We start from the raw sequence: 374 nt of genomic DNA, 5'->3' as shown, positions 1-374 counted from the left end.
CTCATATGGCAACGCAACATGACAAACAATTTAAACTTGATGCAATCCAGTATTATCAAGATCATAAAGATCTCGGTGTACGTGGATGTGCTGAAAATCTTGGCATCGGATACAGCACACTAACAAAGTGGCTGAAAGACTTCCGGGAATCTGGTGATATTCTTGCTCGGGGTTCTGGTAATTACGCATCCGATGAGCAGAAGGAAATCGCTCGTCTCAGACGTGAATTACGCGATGCCCAAGATGCACATCTGGACAATAGACGGATTTGTCTATCTGACCAGTATTATGGATTTATTTTCCAGAAAAATCATAGCCTGGACACTTTCAGAAACATTGGAAGTATCCTGCGTGATTGATACAATAAACAAAGC

1 protein-coding gene is annotated in these 374 nt (G+C 41.7%); it reads left to right on the top strand.

The genetic code is table 11. The features are described 5' to 3' along the window. On the top strand, positions 1-359 hold a 359-nt coding region (locus LI288_RS14220; protein ID WP_227091095.1), incomplete at its 5' end, for a transposase. Positions 360-374: the final 15 nt, after the last annotated feature.

It is taken from the genome of Lachnospira pectinoschiza (genome assembly GCF_020564355.1).
GTDB classification, from domain to species: domain Bacteria; phylum Bacillota; class Clostridia; order Lachnospirales; family Lachnospiraceae; genus Lachnospira; species Lachnospira intestinalis.
Note: the sequence above shows the minus strand (reverse complement) of the source record. Positions and strands in the feature narration are given on the sequence as shown.